Annotated in this window: 18 protein-coding genes; 12 read left to right on the forward strand and 6 right to left on the reverse strand. The window is 58.6% G+C overall.

The features are described 5' to 3' along the window. Positions 1-98: 98 nt before the first annotated feature. Positions 99-1,193, forward strand: coding sequence for an anhydro-N-acetylmuramic acid kinase (locus tag ACR0ID_RS01500; protein WP_480517764.1), 1,095 nt, complete (start codon positions 99-101; stop codon positions 1,191-1,193). A 27-nt stretch (positions 1,194-1,220) separates the two neighbouring features. Here the strand turns inward: ACR0ID_RS01500 and ACR0ID_RS01505 are convergent, their stop codons facing one another. Together ACR0ID_RS01505 and ACR0ID_RS01510 are read right to left on the reverse strand one after the other, a co-directional pair. Beyond that, the gene (locus ACR0ID_RS01505) at positions 1,221-1,997 is read right to left on the reverse strand and encodes an extensin-like domain-containing protein (RefSeq protein ID WP_480603350.1); all 777 of its coding nucleotides are present in this window, start codon (positions 1,995-1,997) and stop codon (positions 1,221-1,223) included. 90 nt (positions 1,998-2,087) lie between these two features. Further along, entirely contained in the window at positions 2,088-2,507 is a 420-nt protein-coding gene (locus tag ACR0ID_RS01510) for a cupin domain-containing protein (RefSeq protein ID WP_267367608.1), read from the reverse strand. Positions 2,508-2,592: 85 nt separating this feature from the next. Between ACR0ID_RS01510 and ACR0ID_RS01515 the strand changes: the two genes are divergently transcribed. The 7 genes from ACR0ID_RS01515 to ACR0ID_RS01545 all read left to right on the forward strand — a co-directional run bounded on the left by ACR0ID_RS01515 (position 2,593) and on the right by ACR0ID_RS01545 (position 8,828). Beyond that, positions 2,593-4,011 carry a protein adenylyltransferase SelO gene (locus tag ACR0ID_RS01515; RefSeq protein WP_480603352.1) on the forward strand — a complete coding sequence of 473 codons (1,419 nt, stop codon included), beginning with the start codon at positions 2,593-2,595 and terminating at the stop codon, positions 4,009-4,011. A 295-nt stretch (positions 4,012-4,306) separates the two neighbouring features. Then, positions 4,307-5,011, forward strand: coding sequence for an endonuclease/exonuclease/phosphatase family protein (locus ACR0ID_RS01520; protein ID WP_480603860.1), 705 nt, complete (start codon positions 4,307-4,309; stop codon positions 5,009-5,011). Between the two features lie 83 nt (positions 5,012-5,094). After that, entirely contained in the window at positions 5,095-5,508 is a 414-nt protein-coding gene (locus ACR0ID_RS01525) for a Fur family transcriptional regulator (protein ID WP_480603354.1), read from the forward strand. Positions 5,509-5,643: 135 nt separating this feature from the next. After that, positions 5,644-6,522: a DMT family transporter gene (locus ACR0ID_RS01530; RefSeq protein WP_480473219.1), complete on the forward strand. Its 879-nt coding sequence runs from the start codon at positions 5,644-5,646 to the stop codon at positions 6,520-6,522. A gap of 136 nt (positions 6,523-6,658) precedes the next feature. Then, entirely contained in the window at positions 6,659-7,936 is a 1,278-nt protein-coding gene (gene eno / locus ACR0ID_RS01535) for a phosphopyruvate hydratase (RefSeq protein ID WP_480603356.1), read from the forward strand. A 48-nt stretch (positions 7,937-7,984) separates the two neighbouring features. Then, positions 7,985-8,524: a GNAT family N-acetyltransferase gene (locus ACR0ID_RS01540; RefSeq protein WP_480603358.1), complete on the forward strand. Its 540-nt coding sequence runs from the start codon at positions 7,985-7,987 to the stop codon at positions 8,522-8,524. A gap of 139 nt (positions 8,525-8,663) precedes the next feature. After that, on the forward strand, positions 8,664-8,828 hold the full coding sequence (locus ACR0ID_RS01545; protein WP_480517341.1) for a hypothetical protein: 165 nt from the start codon (positions 8,664-8,666) through the stop codon (positions 8,826-8,828). On the opposite strand, the gene ACR0ID_RS01550 is transcribed toward ACR0ID_RS01545, so the two are convergent. Genes ACR0ID_RS01550 through mazG form a run of 3 tightly spaced genes read right to left on the reverse strand, consistent with a single transcriptional unit; the run spans position 8,825 to position 11,133 of the window. Beyond that, a complete protein-coding gene (locus ACR0ID_RS01550) occupies positions 8,825-9,274 on the reverse strand; it encodes a GNAT family N-acetyltransferase (protein WP_480517339.1) in 450 nt (149 codons plus the stop codon). The genes ACR0ID_RS01545 and ACR0ID_RS01550 overlap by 4 nt on opposite strands. Further along, the gene (locus ACR0ID_RS01555; protein ID WP_480553724.1) at positions 9,271-10,212 is read right to left on the reverse strand and encodes a nucleoside hydrolase; all 942 of its coding nucleotides are present in this window, start codon (positions 10,210-10,212) and stop codon (positions 9,271-9,273) included. The genes ACR0ID_RS01550 and ACR0ID_RS01555 overlap by 4 nt, the downstream gene beginning before the upstream one ends. A 54-nt stretch (positions 10,213-10,266) precedes the next feature. Next, positions 10,267-11,133 (reverse strand): nucleoside triphosphate pyrophosphohydrolase, encoded by an 867-nt coding sequence (mazG, locus tag ACR0ID_RS01560; protein ID WP_480476767.1) that lies wholly within the window; start codon positions 11,131-11,133, stop codon positions 10,267-10,269. A 66-nt stretch (positions 11,134-11,199) separates the two neighbouring features. On the opposite strand from mazG, the gene ACR0ID_RS01565 reads away from it, so the two are divergent. From ACR0ID_RS01565 to ACR0ID_RS01580, 4 genes are all read left to right on the forward strand, one after another. Then, a complete protein-coding gene (locus ACR0ID_RS01565; protein ID WP_480603361.1) occupies positions 11,200-12,363 on the forward strand; it encodes a M20 aminoacylase family protein in 1,164 nt (387 codons plus the stop codon). A 30-nt stretch (positions 12,364-12,393) separates the two neighbouring features. Next, entirely contained in the window at positions 12,394-13,368 is a 975-nt protein-coding gene (gene speB, locus ACR0ID_RS01570) for an agmatinase (RefSeq protein ID WP_480603363.1), read from the forward strand. A gap of 89 nt (positions 13,369-13,457) precedes the next feature. Next, entirely contained in the window at positions 13,458-14,405 is a 948-nt protein-coding gene (gene speB, locus ACR0ID_RS01575) for an agmatinase (RefSeq protein WP_480603365.1), read from the forward strand. Between the two features lie 66 nt (positions 14,406-14,471). After that, the gene (locus tag ACR0ID_RS01580; protein ID WP_480517331.1) at positions 14,472-14,873 is read left to right on the forward strand and encodes a DUF1499 domain-containing protein; all 402 of its coding nucleotides are present in this window, start codon (positions 14,472-14,474) and stop codon (positions 14,871-14,873) included. A gap of 15 nt (positions 14,874-14,888) precedes the next feature. On the opposite strand, the gene ACR0ID_RS01585 is transcribed toward ACR0ID_RS01580, so the two are convergent. Beyond that, entirely contained in the window at positions 14,889-15,170 is a 282-nt protein-coding gene (locus ACR0ID_RS01585; RefSeq protein ID WP_480603367.1) for a hypothetical protein, read from the reverse strand. Between the last annotated feature and the right edge of the window lie 14 nt (positions 15,171-15,184).

Raw genomic sequence — 15,184 nt, forward strand, 5'->3', positions numbered from 1 at the left:
CAAGCTGCAACCCAGAGGTGAAGTCCAGAACCCCGGGCACGGCGGAAACATTGCCAGATCAGGAGGCAGGCGTGGGCCAAACCATCAAGAAATACGGAATGGTTCGGGCATTGGGCGCAATGTCCGGTACGTCGCTGGACGGGGTGGACGCTGCGGTGGTGGAAACCGACGGGCATTCCATCGCTGGGTTCGGGAAAAGCGGCTATCGCGCCTATACCGATGCCGAACGCGAAATTCTGCGGGCGGCTTTGGGGCAATGGCACGGTCCACAGGTCGACGCGGCGGCTGAGATGGTGACCTTTGCCCATGCCGAAGCGCTGTCCGAGTTCGAAGATGTAGACCTGATTGGCTTTCACGGCCAGACTTTGGCGCATGAACCGCGCGGGCGCGGGACATTGCAGGTGGGCGATGGTCTTGGGTTGGCGCAGGCGCTGGGGCGCCCGGTGGTCTGGGACTTCCGAAGCGATGACGTGGCTATGGGGGGCGAGGGCGCTCCGTTAGCACCGTTTTTTCACTTTGCCTGCGCCAAGTGGTTTGGCGCGGACCGCCCCTTGTGCTTTTTGAACCTGGGTGGTGTTGGCAACCTGACCTATGTGGACCCAAGCTTTGATGGTCCCGAGGCGCCGGGGGCGCTGCTTGCCTTTGATACGGGGCCGGCGAACGCGCCGGTCGATGACCTCATGCAAGCCCGGCTGGGGCAGCCGATGGACCGGGATGGTGCGGTTGCGCGCAATGGCACCGTCGAAATGGGCGCGCTGGAGCTGTTTCTGGCTGAGCCTTTCTTCGCACGTATGCCGCCCAAGTCGCTAGACCGGAACGATTTCTCTGAGATGATCGACCTAGTGAAAGAACTGGGTGATGCTGACGCGGTGGCAACCCTGACCGGGATGTGCGCAGCGGGTGTGGTGCAGGGGATGGAACATTGTCCGCAGCCGCCGTCTTGCGTGCTGGTTACAGGCGGTGGACGGCGCAATCCGGTGTTGATGGAGATGCTGCGCGTATCCCTCGACTGCCCGGTCGAACCGGTCGAGGCGGTGGGGCTGGACGGCGACATGCTCGAGGCGCAGGCCTTTGCCTATCTGGCTGTGCGCGTGGCGCGGGGATTGCCAACCTCATGCCCCGGAACAACCGGGGTGAAAGCGCTGGTGGGTGGCGGCATGGTCAGTTCAGTGAACGTTCAACCGGTGGGTTGAGGCTGCATACAGGTATTGGCTAACGCGTTATCGACACACAGGCTTGCCACTGCGACGGGCTGTGTCGAAGTGAAAATGCCCTTTGTGATACCGGTCAGCGTCAGGACCAAGAACAGTTCCGAACAGGCCACAGGCTCCGCTGTGCAACTCTTGCAACACGACGCTTTGATCGGTGTCGCTCCACCCGTCCTGAACGGTGATCTGCGTTCCGTCCTGCAACACGAAGGTCGAGATATCGATGGCCCGACCCCGCGCATGTTCGGAAATGCGCGCATAGGGCTGGTTGTTCTGCGTCTTGCAGGCATAGTGGCCAACAACCCGCATACCCTTGAGCCCACCCCCCAGATCGGCAAAGGCGGGTTTGGCGACGTTTTCGATCCACGTTTTCAGCGTGACGGCTGTCTGACAGTCCATCAGCGAGAACTGGCTGAGCGCAATGTCCGAAATTCTGTAAATCCGGACCGGGTTGGCGATCCCGCAACCCAGCGCTTTTCCAGCCAAAGACGTGCGGGTTTCGCCCAAGATGGTCCAGTCACCACAGACCGCCCCGCGGTCACGCATACGCTGACGACCCACTTCAAACTGGCGAAACTTGCAAGGGCGCAGCGCTGGGCGTTTCGAGGTCAGCACCGCAGGTTCGACAGTCCCGGTAGGATCGATATGTTCGGTCGTGACTTCCTCCTGCAGATCGGGCAGTGCCAGTTCGGATGAAAGGCGGGATTCTGCACAGGCGGGCTCAGCGTTTGCAAGACAGGTACTTGCGAACAGAAGCAGAAGGACCAGAAAGATGCGTTTCACAATCACCCGATGCTCCGATACCTGCGGTTGCGTTGACAGAATGATATATGGGTAACTTTCTGTAAACTCACCTTTTCAGAGCATCCCCAGATCAGCTTATCCCCGAGGGATATCAAACCCAGGTTCTGCCAGTTGGAACCCATCGAATTGAAATCCGGGAGAAACTGTACAGCTGACCAGCGTGTAATCACCGGTGCTGCGCGCGGCCTGCCAATGGCCGTTGGGAACAATCAGTTGCGGTGCGCCCCGAGACAAATCGGGCGACAGCACATGGTCAACCGCCGGACCCTTGTCTGTTGCACTCAAGGACAGGATCAGTGGCGCGCCCGCGTGGTAGAGCCAGATCTCGGTCGCGTCTACCCGGTGCCAGTGGCTGCTTTCCCCCGCTTGCAGCAGGAAGTAGATGCAGGTGCCGGTCGGGCGGCCCTTGTTCTCGGCACGCCAGGTTTCCGCGTACCAGCCGCCCTCGGGGTGAGGTTGCAGGTTCAGGCGGTCGATGATCTCTTGTGCTGTCATGTGGCCCCCGTGTGTTTGGCGCAATTATGCACGGCAAGGTGTGATCCGCTATGGTATTCGTGCGCACGGGGAATATGTATGCCGCATGACACTGACCATTCCATTCGATAACTCATATGCCCGCCTGCCGGACGCGTTTTTTGCACGACAGAATCCGGTGCCTGTACGCGCGCCCAAGTTGATCGCGTTCAATGATGATCTGGCACGGCTGTTGCAGGTCCATCCGGGCGACGTGCAAGAGATGGCGGAAGCCTTTGCAGGTAATCGCATCCCCGATGGTGCGGACCCCATCGCGCAGCTTTATTCCGGGCATCAGTTTGGCCAGTACAATCCGCAGCTTGGGGACGGACGCGCGGTGCTGTTGGGCGAAACTGTCGGAACGGATGGCGTGCGGCGGGATGTTCAGCTGAAAGGCTCGGGCCCGACGCCGTTTTCGCGTCGAGGCGACGGCAGGGCTTGGCTGGGTCCGGTTCTGCGCGAATACGTGGTATCCGAGGCGATGCACGCGCTGGGCATTCCGACAACACGCGCGCTGGCGGCGGTAGAGACGGGTGAAACCGTGTTCCGGGAGGGTCCGATGCCCGGTGCGGTGCTAACCCGGGTTGCAACCAGCCATCTACGGGTAGGCACCTTTCAGGTCTTTGCAGCGCGGGGGCAGTTGGACAATCTGCGGCGCCTGACAGACTACGCAATCGCGCGCCACTATCCCGGGGCCGAAGGGCCAATGGGTCTGTTGCGGGCTGTGCGGGATGCGCAGGCACGCCTGATCGCTCAGTGGATGAGCGTGGGTTTCATCCATGGGGTCATGAATACCGACAATTGCTCGATTACAGGTGAGACCATCGATTATGGCCCCTGTGCCTTCATGGATGTTTATCATCCCAATACGGTCTACAGCTCGATAGATCGGATGGGCCGTTATGCCTATGCCAACCAGCCAGATATAGCAGTGTGGAATCTGGCGCAGCTGGCAACCTCTCTGATTCAGCAGATGGACAACAAGGACGCCGCTGTTGAGCAGGCGACCGAGATCGTGCATGCCATGCCGGACCTGCTGCAACAGAACTGGTTGACCCGGTTCCGGGCAAAGATCGGGCTGACGACCGCTGAAGAAGGCGATCAGGCGCTGATCACCGATTTGCTAAAACGTATGGCCGAGGGGCAGGCTGATTTCACCAACACCTTCCGTGCGCTGGGCAAAGATACCGTGCGCGATCAGTTTGTCGATCCACAGGCCTTTGACAGTTGGGCAGAAGGCTGGCGTGCGCGTTTGGCGCATGAGGCGTCACCGCATGAAGTGATGACCGCGGCGAACCCGGCCTTTATCCCGCGCAATCACCGCGTCGAGCAGATGATTCGATCAGCGGTGGCGGGGGATTACCAACCGTTCCATCGGTTGAATACAATCCTAACGCGGCCATACGACGATCAGGCAGAAGCGGCGGATCTCAAACCGCCCCCGACCGATAACGAAGTTGTGCACGCCACGTTTTGCGGAACATGACGGTCAAACATCTCTGGAAATCCCTCGCTGCGGAACGTTTCGCTGGGAGGGGCGAACGGATTTGCCCGTTCCAGATCGGTGTCGGATGCGCTGAAACTGCTGTATCTCCGTCCTGCCGCACCTGGATGATATGAGGGGAAACCCGTCTGTTTCCGGCCACGCCACGTGCCGGGTTTTTAGGCGATATATTGTGCCGAGGCGACTTCCCCGGTTGCCGTTGTTGAGAAGTGAAACTGAAGGGTTGCGTCCGGCGACAGGCGTGGCACTTTGGGTCAAGCCCACTGGTCAGGTCTATATGCAGTCATCTTCCACCCTTCGCATCGCCAGCTATAACATTCAGAAATGCCTCGGGCTGGATCTCCGGCGCCAGCCGCAGCGCATTTTGCAGGTCATCGAACATATGCAGGCCAATATCGTTGTGTTGCAGGAGGCCGACAAACGTCTGCCGCCGCGGCCGGCGGCCCTGCCGCATTTCATGCTGGATGAAGCCGGTTGGCAGATCGTCGATCTGGGTGGTGCCGGCAGTCTGGGCTGGCATGGCAATGCAGTGATCTGGCGTGGCGAGGGCCTTTCGGTCCGGCGGACCGGACATCACGAATTACCCGGGCTTGAACCGCGCGGCGCGGTCCGTGTTGAATTTGATACCCATATCGGGCCGTTGCGGGTGATGGGAATGCATCTGGGGCTGTTGCCTGCATCGCGACGTCAGCAGATCTCGCATATCAGGCGGTTTGATAAAGAGCTGGAGCAGATGCCGACTGTCTGGGCGGGGGATTTCAACGAATGGTCCCGACAGCCTGTTCTGGATCACCTGGCACCGGAAATGCGTTTTCTGCCCCCCAAGCCGAGTTTTCCCGCCGCGCAGCCGCTGGGCGCGCTGGATCGGATCGCGCTGGGCGTGGGCGTCAGGGCCACTGCGCATGGTGTCCATGACGCGCGCCCGGCACATATCGCTTCGGATCATCTGCCGGTTTGGGCTGATTTGGCGCGCGTGGCTTAAGTTCACCGGAAAAGAAGAAATCCCTGTGGCGCAAATCGCACAGACATACTAAGACAGACACCCGAGCAATTCTGAGGGGCATCATGTCGGAAACGATTATTGGACGTTGTGAGGCCAAGGGTCTGCGCATGACCGGTCAAAGAAGGATCATCGCGCAGGTATTGGAACAAAGCGACGACCATCCGGATGTCGAAGAACTGTACGCGCGTGCTTCTGCCATCGACACAGGCATCTCGATTGCGACGGTGTATCGTACGGTCAAACTGTTCGAAGAGGCCGGAATTCTGGATCGTCTGGAGTTCGGCGATGGGCGGGCCCGTTACGAGGATGCCGAGCGTGATCACCACGATCACCTGATCGACATGCAGTCGGGGGAGGTTATCGAATTTGTCGACCCCGAGATCGAAGCCCTGCAGGAAAAGATCGCCGCCAAGCTTGGGTACAAGCTGAAAGGGCACCGGCTGGAACTGTATGGCGTACCGCTCAAGCAGAAGTGATCCATCACAAATCACGAACGGCCCCAACACGTTAATTCATTGAACGTGTCGGGAATTGGCTTGCCAGATGCCGCTGGTTGCGGTTCATGTGCCCGCATACTGCACCCCAAGTACCCTTTTCCTACGGACGCGCGCATGAATAACGTAAACGGCATCCTTTTGCTGATCGGCTCGATGGCGGCCTTTTCGCTTGAGGATATGTTCATCAAGTTCCTGTCGGGCGCTGTGCCGACCGGTCAGATCATGGTGTGTCTGGGTGTGTTCTGCGGGCTTGTCTTTGCGGTGATGTCGGTGGTCACCCGCAAACGCATCTTCGATCCCGTGGCGTGGAAACTGCTGCCGATGGTACGCGCAGGGACAGAAGGATTCGGTGCCGTAACCTTTGTCACCGCGTTGTCGCTGATTGATCTGTCCACTGTCGCCGCCGTGTTTCAGGCCATGCCGCTTGCCGTGACCATGGGCGCGGCCCTGTTTCTGGGAGAGCAGGTCGGCTGGCGCCGCTGGAGCGCCATTGGTGTCGGCTTTATCGGTGTTCTGATGATCATTCGCCCCGGATTGGAAGGGTTTCAGCCAGACTCGCTGTTTGTCGTCCTGACCGTGTTTGCGATTGCGGCGCGTGATCTGATAACGCGCAAGCTGGATGCTCGGGTGGCCTCATCCGTTGTGGCGATGCAGGCGTATATCGCAGTGGCGCTGGCCGGGCTGCTGTTGATGGTCATTTCCGGAACACCCTTTGTGCCGGTGCAAAGCGGCCAGGCAGGGCCATATCTGGGCGCGATCGGTTTCGGCGTTTTGGGGTATTACGGCATCGTAACGGCCATGCGGGTTGGCGAGGCTTCGGCCATGATGCCATTCCGTTACACGCGTCTGGTGTTTTCGATCCTTGCCGGAATGCTGATGTTCGGTGAACGCCCTGACGCGCTGACAATGGCTGGGGCGAGCCTCATCATCGGATCTGGCCTGTATACCTTTATCCGCGAGCGACGTCTGGCGCGCAATCTGGTCCCGGCGTGATCCTGTTGGCGCAAACAGCAAACTGTTAGCCCTAAAGGTCGGTAAATATGCGTGTTAGCGATAACGGAACCGGTTTACTTTTGGCCGGTTGCTGTTATGACGCGTGCAACCGACTGCAGCCATAGGGACAGACCTCATGAGCACCATTATTGACATCCACGCGCGCGAAATTCTGGACAGCCGGGGCAACCCGACGGTCGAGGTCGACGTGATTCTGGAAGACGGCACCATGGGCCGCGCCGCCGTACCGTCCGGTGCGTCCACCGGCGCACATGAAGCCGTTGAAAAACGCGACGGCGACAAATCCCGCTATATGGGCAAAGGGGTACTGGAAGCCGTGGCCGCCGTGAATGGTGAAATCGCCGAGGAACTGGTGGGCTTTGACGCGACAGAACAAGTGGCCATCGACCAGGCGATGATCGAACTGGACGGAACCAATAACAAAGGCCGTCTGGGCGCCAACGCCATTCTGGGTGTGTCGCTGGCCACCGCAAAGGCGGCAGCCGATTTCACGACGCAGCCCCTTTATCGTTACGTCGGTGGTACCTCAGCTCGCGTGCTGCCGGTACCAATGATGAACATCATCAATGGCGGCGAACACGCCGACAACCCGATCGACATTCAGGAATTCATGATCATGCCAACCTCGGCCGCGAATATTCGCGAGGCCGTGCGAATGGGGTCCGAAGTGTTCCATACGCTGAAGAAAGAACTGTCTTCCGCGGGTCTGGCCACGGGCGTGGGCGATGAGGGCGGTTTTGCCCCCAACATCGCCAGCACCCGCGAGGCGCTGGATTTCATCCTGAAATCCATCGAAAAGGCGGGCTACAAACCCGGCGAAGAAATCCACCTGTCCTTGGATTGCGCGGCGACCGAGTATTACAAGGATGGTAAATACGTTCTGGCGGGCGAGGGGATCACCCTGACATCCGAAGAAAACGCAGCCTATCTGGCGGCTCTGGTCAATGACTATCCAATCATCTCGATCGAAGACGGCATGTCCGAGGATGATTGGGACGGCTGGGAAGCCCTGACCGACGCCATCGGCGACAAGGTGCAGCTCGTGGGCGACGACCTGTTTGTGACCAATCCGGCGCGCTTGGCCGAAGGGATCAAGCGCGGCTGCGCGAACTCGATGCTGGTTAAGGTGAACCAGATCGGATCGCTGACCGAAACCCTGCGCGCCGTCGATATGGCGCACCGTGCGCGTTATACCAACGTGATGTCGCACCGTTCGGGCGAGACCGAGGATGCCACCATTGCCGATCTGGCGGTGGCGACCAATTGCGGTCAGATCAAAACCGGCTCGCTGGCGCGGTCGGATCGGTTGGCCAAATACAACCAGTTGATCCGCATTGAGGAATCGCTGGGCGAGGTTGCGGAATACGCAGGCGCGTCGATCCTTCGCAAATAACGCGCTTGGCGCTAGGCTGGCCCCTGGTTTTAATCCGGGGGTCGCGTTGTGCTGAACATCATCGAACCGGAAACGCCGGACCAGATTGAAGCGGTTCGGCGTTTGTGTTGGGATTACAGGGATTTCCTGCTGGCACTGGATGAAAGAACCGCCCAGATTGTGCAGGCTTTCTACCCAAGCGAAAAATACGCCCGCGTGATGGACAACATCGACGCAGAACACACACCGCCGACCGGTGGGATCAAACTGGCATTGCTGCATGGGGAACCGGTCGGCTGCGGTATGTTTCACACGTACGAACCCGGTGTAGCTGAAATCAAACGTGTATTTGTAACTGACGCAGCAAGGGGGACCGGAGCAGGCCGTGCCATCATGCTTTCGCTGATCGAAATGTGCCGAGATATTGGGTTCGACTATATTCGAATGGACACCGGCAAACCCCTGGAAGCGGCGACTCGGTTATACCTGTCTTTGGGCTTTCACTTGCGCGACGCCTATTACGAAACTCCTGAAATCGCACGCGACCACCTGCTTTTTTTTGAGATGCCGCTATTTGAGAATGGCACCCTCAGGCCAGAGAAAAGTTAAATTTTTCAGGGACATGTTCGTTTGCGGTTGAGGTGTTTGATAAAAAAATGTGGCTTATCTATTCTTATGTGTGAACTTGTTACTTATCACGCCCGCACAGAATGCCGTAGTTTGTCTTCATTGCAGAAAGGAGACTACGATGTCTGTATCCAAATTCCTTCTGATAATCGTCACAGCGTCCATCACAGTATTGTCCGCCTGCGCGGGTCCGGGAACGTATCCGATAACCGGAGAAGAGGTTTCGTCGAATGACCCGGTTCAGCATATGAATCCGGCAAATATCTTCCGCGGCGAGTCGCGCTAAAGTACCTTGCTCATCAGCATATACCTGTCGCGTTGTCTAAACCCGGTACGCAGATAGAGCTTATGGGCAGATTCATTGTTTCGGTCGACTTCCAGATGAAGAGCCATCAGGCCTGCCCCGGCAAGAGCTTTGGGCAGATCCAAAAGAACCTCGGTGGCAATGCCGCGGCCCCGAACGGCGGGGCGTATATAGATTTCGTCCACGAAACCGTCCATGCCGCCAAACTCGACTGACCAGCCAAAGGTCAGGATGATATATCCCAAAGGCGCGCGCCCGGGCCCAATCAGATAGACACAGCCATGAGGGATACCATCCAGCATGGGGGCGAGGGCATTGCGTGTCTTGTCGGCGTCCTGTGTGAGCCCGGCCTCGGTATGAAAGGCGGTGACCAGCGTCATCAGGCGATCCAGATCGTCGGGACGCGCTAGGCGGAGGGCAGCGCTCATAATCTGGCCAGCCTTTCTGTCAGCAAGGTGAAAAAGCCGTCGGCGTCGATTTCCCCCATGAACAACGCATTTGGTGCGCGGTTGGTGACACCCCACCAATCCGCAACGGTCATGCCCAAGGTCAGGTCGGACCCTGTTTCAATCTCGACATTCACGCGGCGGCCCGAAAACAGCTCGGGGCGGATCAGATAGGCGGTGACGCAAGGGTCGTGCAGGGGAGCGCCCGCGCTGCCGTATTTCTCTTTGTCGAAGCGTTCAAAGAAATCCGTCATCTCGGCCACGGCATGCCCAACCTTGCTGTCCAATGCGCGGAACGCGTCGTTTCGCGGGTTGGTCACCAGCGCTTTGTGCGTGACATCCAATGGCATGACAACAATCGGTATTCCGGATTTAAAAACGATATCAGCAGCTTCTGGGTCGACGTAGATGTTGAATTCAGCGGTGGGGGTGATGTTGCCGACTTCGAAATACGCCCCACCCATCAAGACGATTTCCTGCACGTGGTCGATGATATCGGGTGCCTTGCGAAACGCAGTCGCGACGTTTGTCAGCGGACCCAGTGGACAAAGGGTCACGGTCCCCGGCTCTTCGGCACGCAGGGTGTCGATGATGAAATCCACAGCGTGACCTTCGGCCAGGGGCATCTGCGGATCCGGCAGGACCGGACCATCCAGCCCGGTTTTTCCATGCACATGTTCTGCGGTGACAAGCGGGCGGTTCAGCGGTTTGTCGCAGCCCGCATAAACCGGCACATCCGTACGTCCGGCCAATTCACAAACGATTCGGGCGTTCTTGGCCGTAAGGGCGAGCGGCACGTTACCCGCGACGGCCGTAATACCCAGAACCTCGATCTCGTCCGGGCTGGCCAGCGCCAGCAGGATGGCGACGGCGTCGTCCTGTCCGGGATCGGTGTCGATGATGATCTTGCGAGGGGGCATAGGCGTCTCCGGGGGTCGTGAAGGTGGGACACTCGCAAGTGTCGGATCGCTTGTCTACCCGTTTCTGGTCGCGGCCAGTGTATCCACCGGCGGGAGTTTGCCATTCGCGCGATGCTCTTCCGTTTTAACTTCGTCCCACAGCGCATCCATCTCGGCCAGATCGCTTTGCGAGGGGGTCTTGCCCCGTTCGGCCAGCCGGGCTTCGACCTTTTCAAAGCGACGGGTGAACTTGGCATTGGTGCGACGCAGGGCGGCTTCGGGTTCGATGCCAAGATGACGACCCAGATTGACCATCACGAACAGCAGATCGCCGAATTCGTCTTCCAGCGCGTCAGCATCCATTTTGTCACGCGCCTCTTCCAGTTCGGCGGCTTCTTCGGTGATCTTGGCCAGAACATGGCTGGCGTCAGGCCAGTCGAACCCCACCCGAGCGGCACGTTTTTGGAGCTTATGCGCGCGCAGTAGTGCGGGCAGGTTTGCGGCCACACCGTCCAGCGCACCTTTCTGTTCCTTGCCCGCCCGCTCGGCGGCTTTGATGGCCTCCCAATCTTTGATTTGCTGGTTAGCCGACTTGTCGCGGGATTCATCGCCAAACACATGCGGATGGCGGCTGACCATCTTGTCTGACATGGTGCGTACGACGTCCTGAAAGGTGAAATGTCCTGCTTCTTCTGCCATTTGGGCGTGAAACACGGATTGAAACAGTAAATCCCCCAGTTCGCCCTTAAGCTCGTCAAAGGCTTCGCGTTCGATGGCGTCAGCGACCTCATAGGCCTCTTCGATCGTATAGGGGGCGATGGTCGCGAAATCCTGTTCGATATCCCACGGGCAGCCGGATTGCGGATCGCGCAGGCGGCGCATGATTTCCAGCAGCCGTTCGATACCTGCATCGCTGTCATGGATCAGAGGATTTTCAGCCATTGCGAACCCTTTCATTCCGGTGTCAGATGCATCCATTCCGCAGTCCCGATCAGGAGTCCACCCCAGATGCCCGTCGTCAACCGAATTGCCGATTTCTCTGCCGACATGACCAGATGGCGCCAGTATCTGCATACCATCCCAGAGTTGGAATTCGAATGCCATGAAACTGCGGCCTTTGTGGCGGAACGTCTGCGTGAGTTCGGGGTCGATGAGTTGCATGAGGGGCTCGCAAAGACCGGGATGGTCGCGATCATAAACGGGCAGGGCGACGGGCCGACGATTGGCCTGCGCGCCGATATGGATGCGTTGCCAATTACCGAAGAAACAGGCGTTGACTACGCCTCTCAGAACCCCGGAAAGATGCATGCCTGCGGTCATGACGGGCATACCACGATGTTACTGGGCGCGGCCCGTTATCTGGCCGAGACGCGAAATTTCAGCGGTCGCGTGGCGCTGATCTTTCAACCCGCCGAGGAAGATGGCGGTGGTGCTGGCGTGATGGTCGAAGAAGGCATCATGGACCGGTTCGACATCTCACAGGTCTACGCGCTGCACAACGCGCCGGGATTTGCCGAAGGGACATTCTATACCACGCCGGGGCCGATCATGGCGGCTGTCGATACGTTCGAAGTGCATATTCAGGGTGTCGGCGGCCACGGTGCGATGCCGCATGAAACCCGTGATCCGGTTATGGCGGCCTGTGGGATTGCGCAGGCCATTCAGACCATTGTCAGTCGCAACCACTATGCGCTGGATGATCTTGTCATTTCGGTCACGCAAATTCACACCGGCACGGTCAACAACGTGATCCCGGATACGGCCTATATCAACGGCACCGTTCGAACATTCGATCCGACCGTCCAGCAGATGGTGATGCGACGCATGGCCGAGATTGTCGAAGGGCAGGCCAAATCCTATGGGGTCGAGGCGCGTTTGGAATACAATGTCGATTACCCTGCCACCATCAATGATGCCGAAAAGGCGGGTTTTGCGACCGAAGTGGCGCGAGAAATATCCGGAGATGACCGGGTCATCGGCAATACCGGGCGCGAGATGGGGGCCGAGGATTTTTCGTACATGCTGCAAAAGCGCCCCGGTGCTTATCTGTTCCTCGGGCAGGGTGAAGGCGCGGGGCTGCATCATCCGAAATACAACTTTAACGACGAAATCGCACCGGTGGGCGCGTCGTTTTTCGCGCGGATCGTGGAAAAAGCGCAGCCGTTGAGCTGATAAAGGTTCGGGAAAGGGACTACGGAAGACATGGCACTGGAAGACGCAAGAAACCAAGTGGATGAGGCATTCACCAATCCGGACCTCAAGGGGTTGTCTTATGAAAATACGTTCGGCGGCGCGACGTCTTTTCTTCGGCGGCTTTACACCAAGAACCTGAAGGGTGTGGACATCGCCGTAACCGGCGTGCCGTTTGATCAGGCGGTTACGAACCGGCCCGGCACGCGCCTTGGCCCTAGGGCGATCCGAGAGGCCAGTGCGCTTCAGTCGCCTGATGCGCCCTATGGCTGGCCCTTTGATGCGCTGAGTGAACTGGCGATCGTGGACTATGGCGATATGGCTTATGATTATGCCAATATACCGGCCTTTCCCGACACGCTGACCGACCACATCCGGACCATTCTGGCCGCTAACGTGGCGTCGGTCGCGTTGGGTGGCGACCACTATATCAGCTTTCCGATCCTCAAGGCTTATGCCGAGAAATTTGGGCCAATGTCCCTGCTGCAATTCGATGCGCATACCGACACATGGGCCGATGATGACATGTCCCGCGTGGATCACGGGACAATGTTCTACAAGGCTGTAAAGTCGGGCATTGTCGATCCGAAACGCTCGGTCCAGGTGGGTATTCGCACGACGAATGAGGATACGTTGGGCGTGAACATCATCGATGCGCGCGAGGTTTATGAATCGGGACCTGCTGCCGTGGCAGAGAAGATCAAGAACATTCTTGGTGACAGCCCCGTTTACCTCAGCTTCGACATTGACGGTCTTGACCCGGCCTTTGCCCCTGGTACGGGCACGCCAGTCTGGGGTGGGTTAAGCTCGATTCAGGCGCAAATCATCCTGCGCGACATTGCCGGGATCAATATCAAGGGCGGGGACGTGGTCGAAGTATCGCCGCCCTTTGACACCTCAGGTGCGACAGCGATTGCTGGGGCTCATGTGGCGACGCAGATCATTTGCCTGTTGGGGTGGAACAAGCTGGAAAAAGCAGAAGGGTAAACCCGCATGGGTTCACGTTAACCAACAGTTAGCCATGCTTAAGGTATGTGCTGGATCACAAGACGAACAGGGGCGGGACTATTACGCGCATGACCGAATTCAACCAACCAATTAGCGGGAATGATCTGGCTCGGTTTTCCGGGCCGAACACATTCATGCGCCTGCCGCAGGCCTCCTCGCTTGAGGGGCTGGATGTGGCGGTGCTGGGGGTGCCGATGGATATCGGCACGTCGTGGCGGTCGGGCACGCGCTTTGGCCCCAAGCAAATCCGCGGCGAAAGCGCGATGATCCGGCCCTATAACATGGCCACCAGAGCGGCCCCGTTCGACGGTTTGCAGATAGCCGATATTGGGGATCTGGCGATCAACACCTTCTCGCTGGCAGACAGCCTCAGGATCATCAAGGAAAGCTATGACGCCATATTGGCGAAAGGCGTGATCCCGGTGGCCATGGGGGGCGATCATTCGATCACCCTGCCGATCCTGCGAGCCATCAAGGCAAAACACGGACCCGTGGCGCTGGTGCATGTGGACGCCCATGCCGATGTGAATGACAAGATGTTCGGTGAGCGTGAAACCCACGGTACCGTCTTCCGCCGCGCCTATGAAGAGGGGTTGATTGTTCCCGACAAGACGTTCCAGATCGGCATTCGGGGCTCGGGCTATGCCGCCTCGGACTTCACCGAAGCCAAGGACTGGGGCTTCCGCCAGTTCCCGGCCTGGGAGCTGTGGCAGCAGAACCTGACCCAAATCGGATCGCAGGTTCGCAAGATCATCGGGGACCACCCGGTTTACATCTCGTATGACATCGACAGCCTTGATCCCGCGTTTGCTCCGGGCACCGGCACGCCGGAAATCGCAGGTCTGACGACACCGCAAGCGCTGCAACTGATCCATGCCCTGCATGGGGTAAACGTGGTGGGATGTGATCTGGTCGAGGTTTCACCCCCTTATGATCCATCGGGCAACACTGCACTGACAGCGGCCAACCTGATCTACGAGATGCTGTGTATCCTGCCGGGTGTGACGTCGCGGTAAGACGCGGTGGAATGTCTTGCCGCCGGTTTTGTTCCGCTTAGGGTTCACCAAAAAGGATAGAGCGGGATGAAAAAGGTGGCTTTGGGGGCAGTGATTGCGCTTGTGGTTGGGGCGGGCGGCTATGTCCGCCTGGCACCGTCCGACCCTACGCGGTGGCACGTCGCTTTTGTTGCAACCGAAAATCAGGATTTGCCCGGTGGTGTGGTGCGCGTTGTCGAAACCGGCTCCGACGGGTTGCAGCGTCTTGACGAGATTGCCCAAGCCACGTCGCGCACCACGGTTTTGGCAGGTTCGGTCAGTGAGGGTATGATCACCTATATCACCCGCACGAAATGGATCGGCTTTCCCGACTACACCACGGTTCAGCAGGATGGTGACACCCTGCGCATTCATGGGCGCCTGCGATTTGGCCGCAAGGATTTCGGGGTTAACAGGGCGCGAGTCGATGGGTGGTTGGCGCAGTTCTAGTCGTTGCTCAAACGGTCAGGACGCGCCGTCCAGATCCAAGGGGTCGACAGGCTCACTCTGTAAATTGGACGACAAACACCCCTCCTGAACCTCACGCCACATGGGAACGTTCAGGGACATCTGGCATTGCGCCGTGAACATGCGTCCGTCGACCTGAAGGCAGATCATCTCACCCAGTTCGATGCGAGACCCGGATGTGTCAGTGCAATAGCAATCCCGCGTCTTGCCATCAGGGCCGATGTAATCCGCGAATGCAGGCGTCGTTGTCAGCAGCAGAGAAATTAAAACCCGTTTCATGGCCGCAAGCTTAG

The organism is Ruegeria sp. AL2, from assembly GCF_056540845.1.